Raw genomic sequence first — 6,048 nt, forward strand, 5'->3', positions numbered from 1 at the left:
ACCGCCATGGCCTTCGCGCCCGATGGCCGCCTCTTCGTCCGCGAGCAGGCCGGCATCCTGCGCGTCATCCAGAACGGCGTGTTGCTGTCCCAGCCCTTCGTCACCGTGAGCACCGACAACCAGGGCGAGCGCGGCCTGCTCGGCGTCGCCAACGCCCGCCTCCCCTGGTCCAGCCCAGCCGCTCCAAGCAGGTCATCCCCGCCGACCGGCTTCGGCCCTACCCACCCCCTCCTTCACCCGGAGAGTTGGCGAGGCACCCTGTCAGGTCGGGTCCGCCCACGATTCCCTACCTGAATCGAGCATCAATTCCGCCAAGCCCTGGAAGTCGCTGAGTCTGATAGCAAACCGGCGGGGTCCGGGCTTTCGCGTCCATCCGGCTGGAGGTGTAGATTCGCGACATTCCAATGAGTGGGAACACGCTGCCGCTCGCGCCGGAGGCGCGATCGCTGGGCAAGTACGAGGTGCTCTGCCGCCTGTCGACAGGCGGGATGGCGGAGATCTTCCTCGCGTCTCAGCGTGGGCTGGCGGGGTTTCGCAAGCTGGTGGTGCTGAAGCAGATTCTGCCGGACATCCGTGGCGAGGAAGAGTTCGTCCGGATGTTCCTGGACGAGGCCAAGGTGACGGCCGCGTTCAACCACCCGCACATCGCCCAGGTGTACGACCTGGACATCGCGGACGGCGAGCTGTTCCTGTCCATGGAGTTCGTGCCGGGCGCGACGCTGGTGGAGGTGGCTCGCGCGTGCCGGCAGGCCAACATCGCCATCCCCATGGGCTTCAGCCTGATGGCGGTGCGCGACACGGCGGTGGCGCTCCACTACGCGCACACCTTCACGGACCCGCTGGGTCACCCCTCGCCCGTCATCCACCGCGACGTGGCCGAGAAGAACATCATGGTGACGTACGAGGGCGTCACCAAGCTGCTGGACTTCGGCATCGCCAAGAGCCTGGCGCGCGCCAGCCGCACCGCGGTGGGCATGGTGAAGGGCACCAGCGGCTACATGTCCCCCGAACAAATCATGGGCGAGCCGCTGGATGCTCGCAGTGACTTGTTCAGCCTCGGCGTGGTGCTGCACGAGTGCCTCACCGGCATGCGGTTGTTCTACGCGAAGCAGGCCGAGGCGATGATGAACGCGGTGCTGCGCTGCGAGGTGACGCCGCCGTCGCGCACCAACAAGCAGGTGCCGCCGGAGCTGGATGCCATCGTGATGCGCGCGCTCGCGAAGAAGCGCGGCGACCGGTACGCGTCCACGCTGGAGTTCGCCCGCGCCCTGGAGCGCGCGGTGGGCCCGCTCATCTGGCACCCCGAGCAGAGCAGCGAGCTGATGCGCCGCCTCTTCGCCGACCGGCGCGAGCAGACGCGCCAGCTGCTGATGAGCGGGCAGTCCTCCAACGGCGACACCACTGGTGAGCTGAGCCTGGCGGCCGTGCTGGCCATGGGCTCGGAGCCCTCCGCCGACCCGGCCGCGACTCCGCCGGCCCAGCCCGTGCCTCCGCCGCCCGCCCGCGCCTCGACGTCGGTGCCCCCGGTGAAGGCTCCCGCGCAGGCGAAGCCCGCCACGCCCGCTCCGGGTGCGCCCGCGCCACGCCGGCCCACCCTCACGGCTCCCGTCCATGAGCCGCCCCCCGTCGAGGCGGCGGGCACCATCCGCGCCCGTCCCGCGCTCAAGCCGCCGCCGCAGAAGCGCGCGGCCCCGCGGCTCCCGGCGGGCCCGCCTTCGCCTCCTCCCGAGGCGGTGGCGCCTCCGCCGCCTCCTTCCGACGACGCGGAGCTCTCCGTCCGCACCCAGCCCGGGCGGCCGGCCCTGCCACCGGAGTTCCTCCTCCGCCCGCAGCAGCCCGAGCCCGTGCACGCGCCCGACGCGGCCACCTCGGTGCTGGGCCCGCGCAGTGCTTCGGCGCACGAGCCTCCACCCCCTCCTCCCGAGGAGCCGCCCCGCGCCGAGCCTCGGCCCCGCTCTCCTCGCACGCTGGAGGGCATGCGCGCGGTGGGCTCGGGCGAGTCCTCCCGGGCCGGTGCGGACGAGCCGTCGCGCGCCGAGGCACGGCCGCGCCGCACGATGGACAACGTCCGCGCCGCGGCGGCACCCGTCGAGCGGGACTTGCAGACCGCGATGGTCCGCGCGCCCGGCCCCGTCGAGCGGGACTTGCAGACCGCGATGGTCCGCGCGCCGGCGCCTCCTCCGCCACCTCCGCCGGAGCAGGACTACCAGACGGCGATGGTGCGTGCGCCCGCGCCCGCCACGCGCGACTCGCAGCCCCCGGCGGGCCGTGCCCCCACGCCGCAGGAGTCGGCGGCGGGCCGCGCTCCCGCTCACGGTACGCGCGACTCGCAGCCTCCCGCGGGCCGTGCGCCCACGCCGCCCGAGCACGGCGCCCAGGCCGCGGTGGGCCGCGCGGCCGCTCCCGCCGCGCGTGACTCGCAGCCTCCGGCGGGCCGGGTGCCAACGCCTCCGGATTCCGAGTACCCGACGGCGCTGGTGCGCCCGGGCGCTCCCACCCTCCGTGACTCGCAGGCCCCCGCGGTGCGCCCGGGTGCCACCACCATCCGTGACCCGCAGCTCGCGGTGCGCGCGCCCGCTCCCGTGATGCGCGATGCGCAGGCCCGCGCGCCCGAGCACCGCGAAGAGACCGTCTCCATCACGCCCACGTACAAGTCGCGGAAGGGCCGCCGGCGTTCTCCTCCCGCCCTGCCGCCCTTCGCACCGCCCGACGTCACCACCGAGCCCGTGCGCCCGGTGGCCGTGTCCGATGCGCCGCCGGAAGGCTCCGCGCTCGGTGACGACGACTCGCACGTGAACACCCAGACCGGCCTCCGCGCCCCCCGTCGCGCGCGGGGAAGCCGGGTGCTGGTCACCATGGCCGTGGTGGTGCTGCTGGTCCTCGGACTGGGCGCCGTGGCGGTGCTGCTCGACCTCGACAAGGGCCGTGTGTCCGCGGCGCTGAAGCCCGTGCTGGCCCGCGTCGGCCTGGGTCCGCAGCCCCGCCCCGCGAACCCGGCTCCCTCGAAGCCGGAGAACACCCCGGCCGTCGCGGAGCCCGTCCCGCGGCAGGCGCCCACCGGCACCGCTCCGGAGACTCCGTCCACCTCGGACACGGCGCGCGTCGCCGTGGCGCCCGGCACCGGCACGGCGGACACCGCCCCCAAGACGACCCCGACGGACGACGCCCAGCCCGGGGCCTCGGATGCGGCTCCCGTCGCGGCTGATGGGGAGACTCCCTCGGAGGACGAGAGCGCCCCACCCGCGGAGTCGCCTGCCAGGAAGACCCGCGGTGGCTCCAAGCGCTCCCGGGAGGCCGTGGCCCGCAAGGCCCGCGCTTCCGAGGAAGCCTCCGCCGCCACCCCCGCTTCCAGCTCGGAAGACGCCCCGGCGGGCGAGCGTGGCTTCCTCACCCTGCTCACCGAGCCTTCCGCCGAGGTGTTCCTCGGGAACCGGAAGCTGGGGAGCACGCCCCTCTTCAAGGTGAAGCTGCCCTCCGGCAAGCACACGCTGAAGCTCGTGGACGGCACCGGGAAGGCGCACCGCCTCCCCGTGGAAATCACTCCCGGGGAGACCACCGCCGTCAGGGTCCCCCTGGCGCTGATGGGCGGCGAATAGCCGGACGCAATCGCTTCGCGGGTCGTGCGTAGCCAGGGCATGACGGGGCCGGCCCTGGCCCCCTACCTGTCCGGAGCGTCCCCCATGACGAACACTCGCGTTTCCGTCCTCGTCTCCTTCCTGATGCTGTCCGCCTGTGCCCACGCCCAGTCGCAAGCCCAGGACGGCAAGCAGGAAGCCGCGGCCCGGCAGGGCGAGACGCGTGACGTCCCCGACTTCGACGGCGTGGCCGTGAGCCATGGCATCAAGGCCGAGGTGAAGGTCGGCCCGAAGTCCGTCCGGCTGGAAGGGCCGGAGGAGCTGCTGTCCCGCGTCCGGCTGAAGGTGGAGGACGGCGTCCTCACCACCGAGGTGGAGAAGAAGGGCATCTTCAGCAACTTCCGGGGCAACGGCGTCCGCCTCTACGTCTCCAACCCCACCGTGAAGAGCGTGAGCGCCAGCGGCGGCAGCCGCATCGATGCCGAGGCCACCAACACGGATGAGTTCTCCGCCGAGGCCAGCGGCGGCGCCGTCGTCTCCGTGCGCGGCGTGGACGCGCGCAAGGTGGACGCCGAGGCCAGCGGCGGCTCGCGCGTGACGCTGTCCGGCCGCGCGAAGGAGCTGGACGCCGAGGCCAGCGGCGGCGCCGTGGTGGCGGCCCTCGACGTGCGCGGCGTGAAGACGCTGGACGCCGAGGCCAGCGGTGGCTCGCGCGTGGAGGCGGACGCCTCGGACAGCGTCACCGGCGACGCGTCCGGCGGCAGCATCATCCAGCTCGTGTCCCGCCCGGGCCGCAGCGAGGTGGACACCAGCGGCGGCTCCAAGGTCGTCTACGACAAGAACTGACGCACGCCCCTCACGGGTCCAGCCGCAGCTCCGCGTCCTGGACCCGGGCACCCTTGCGCTCGAACACCTCCACGCGCAGCACCGGCTCGCGCCACGTGAGCCGGGTGAAGTTGCTCAGCTGCACGTAGCCGCCGTGCCGCGAGACGACGTAGTCGGACTGCCCGTCGAGGACACCGGACTGCTCGTACATGAACTCGGGCGGGACGAAGGCCGGCGCCGCGAAGGCCGAGGAGATGATGGAGTAGAGACGGAAGTCCGGGCGTGACTTGCTGAGCAGCTCGCTCCAGATAGACGCGTGGATGTCCCCGGAGAGAAACACCACGCGCCGCACGTTGTTGTCGCGGATGAAGTCCAGCAGGTGCTGGCGCTGGTGCAGGAAGCCCGCCCACTTGTCGTGGCGCTCCACCGCCGCCAGGCCCGCCAGCTTCACGTCCGGGAAGAACGGCACCGCGGACACCACGAACTTCAGGCCTGCCGGGTCCTTCACCAGCCAGTGCTTCAGCGACTCCAGCTGCGTGGGGCCCAGGAGCTGCGGCGGCCGCGCGCGGTGGTAGCGCTCCGTGCGCGTGTCGAGGACGAAGAAGCGCGCGGGCCCCACCTGGAAGTCGTACCAGTACCGCGTCAGCGCGTTGGTGACGCCGGGCGTGTTGCGCCGCTCCAGCGCCGGCCCGTGCACCACCTGGTAGCAGCGGTACGCCTCGATGGCCGCGAGGTAGCGCACCCGGTTGGCCCAGCGCTGCTCGTTGCTCAGCCCCGGGTCCACCAGCTTGTCCATGGACCAGTTGTCCACGATTTCGTGGTCGTCCATGGTCATGTACGTGGGCACGCGCGACATCAGCCGCCGCAAGAGCGGCTGGGTGAAGGCCCGGCGGTACGTGTCGCAGTACTCCTCGAAGGTGCGCGCGTCGCGCCGCACGTCGGCATAAATCTGGTCCCCCACCATGAGCAGCAGGTCCGTGGGGATGCTGTCGGCCTGGTCCAGGATGGTGCCGAAGATGCGGTCCCCGCGGTTGCTCAGCCCGACGATTTCCTCCTCGGACGGGCCCGGGTGGCGGCACGAGCCGAAGACGAAGGACAGCTCCGGGCTGCCCGGCGCTCGCGCGGAGCGGAAGGCCCCCGCCGTGGCCCCCTGCAGCTCCAGCCCCACCGGCGGCGCCAGCAGGTGCTGCTCCACGTCCGAGAAGAAGTAGCCCATGCGGTACGCGTAGGCGTGCGCGGGCCGCAGGCCGTCGAAGTCGACACTGCCCGTGAAGTCATCCTCGGCGCGCAGCTTGAAGTAGGTCGCCTGCTCGGGCGTGGTGGTGCCCGCCTTCAGGATTTGCGCGATGCCGTAACAGAAGCGGCCGCCGGGCGGGCGAGAAGGCGCCCCCCTCCCCCACAGGCGCACGGTGGTGTCCGTGGTGGAGCCGACGATGGGGCCTACCGTCACCGGGTGGACTGGGAACGCGAGCGCCATGGGAAGGGGCCTCCTGTGCCCTGAAAGGGGTGATTCCGAAGCAGCGCGCACTCCGCGTCAATGACTCGGCGAGGAGGGGTCGACCCGACAACGTCTCCGCGCGACGCGGGCCGGCTTGCTCCCCGGGGCCCGGGCCGGCTGGAATGCGCGTCCCCACCCCCTGCCTGGAGC

At 72.7% G+C, this 6,048-nt stretch carries 3 protein-coding genes and 1 pseudogene; 3 read left to right on the top strand and 1 reads right to left on the bottom strand.

The features are described from left to right. The 3 genes and pseudogenes from HG543_RS29070 to HG543_RS57160 all read left to right on the top strand — a co-directional run. Positions 1-294 (top strand): annotated as a pseudogene (locus tag HG543_RS29070) (hypothetical protein); the annotation flags it as partial. Between the two features lie 110 nt (positions 295-404). Beyond that, complete coding sequence (locus HG543_RS56485; RefSeq protein ID WP_169348146.1) at positions 405-3,596, top strand: serine/threonine-protein kinase; 3,192 nt, start codon at positions 405-407, stop codon at positions 3,594-3,596. Positions 3,597-3,680: 84 nt separating this feature from the next. Then, on the top strand, positions 3,681-4,421 hold the full coding sequence (locus tag HG543_RS57160) for a head GIN domain-containing protein (RefSeq protein WP_171818890.1): 741 nt from the start codon (positions 3,681-3,683) through the stop codon (positions 4,419-4,421). 10 nt (positions 4,422-4,431) lie between these two features. Here HG543_RS57160 and HG543_RS29080 read toward each other — a convergent pair whose 3' ends face one another. Further along, positions 4,432-5,877 (bottom strand): alkaline phosphatase D family protein, encoded by a 1,446-nt coding sequence (locus tag HG543_RS29080; RefSeq protein ID WP_169348147.1) that lies wholly within the window; start codon positions 5,875-5,877, stop codon positions 4,432-4,434. Between the last annotated feature and the right edge of the window lie 171 nt (positions 5,878-6,048).

Origin of the sequence: Pyxidicoccus fallax (genome assembly GCF_012933655.1) — a bacterium.
GTDB classification, from domain to species: Bacteria; Myxococcota; Myxococcia; order Myxococcales; family Myxococcaceae; genus Myxococcus; species Myxococcus fallax.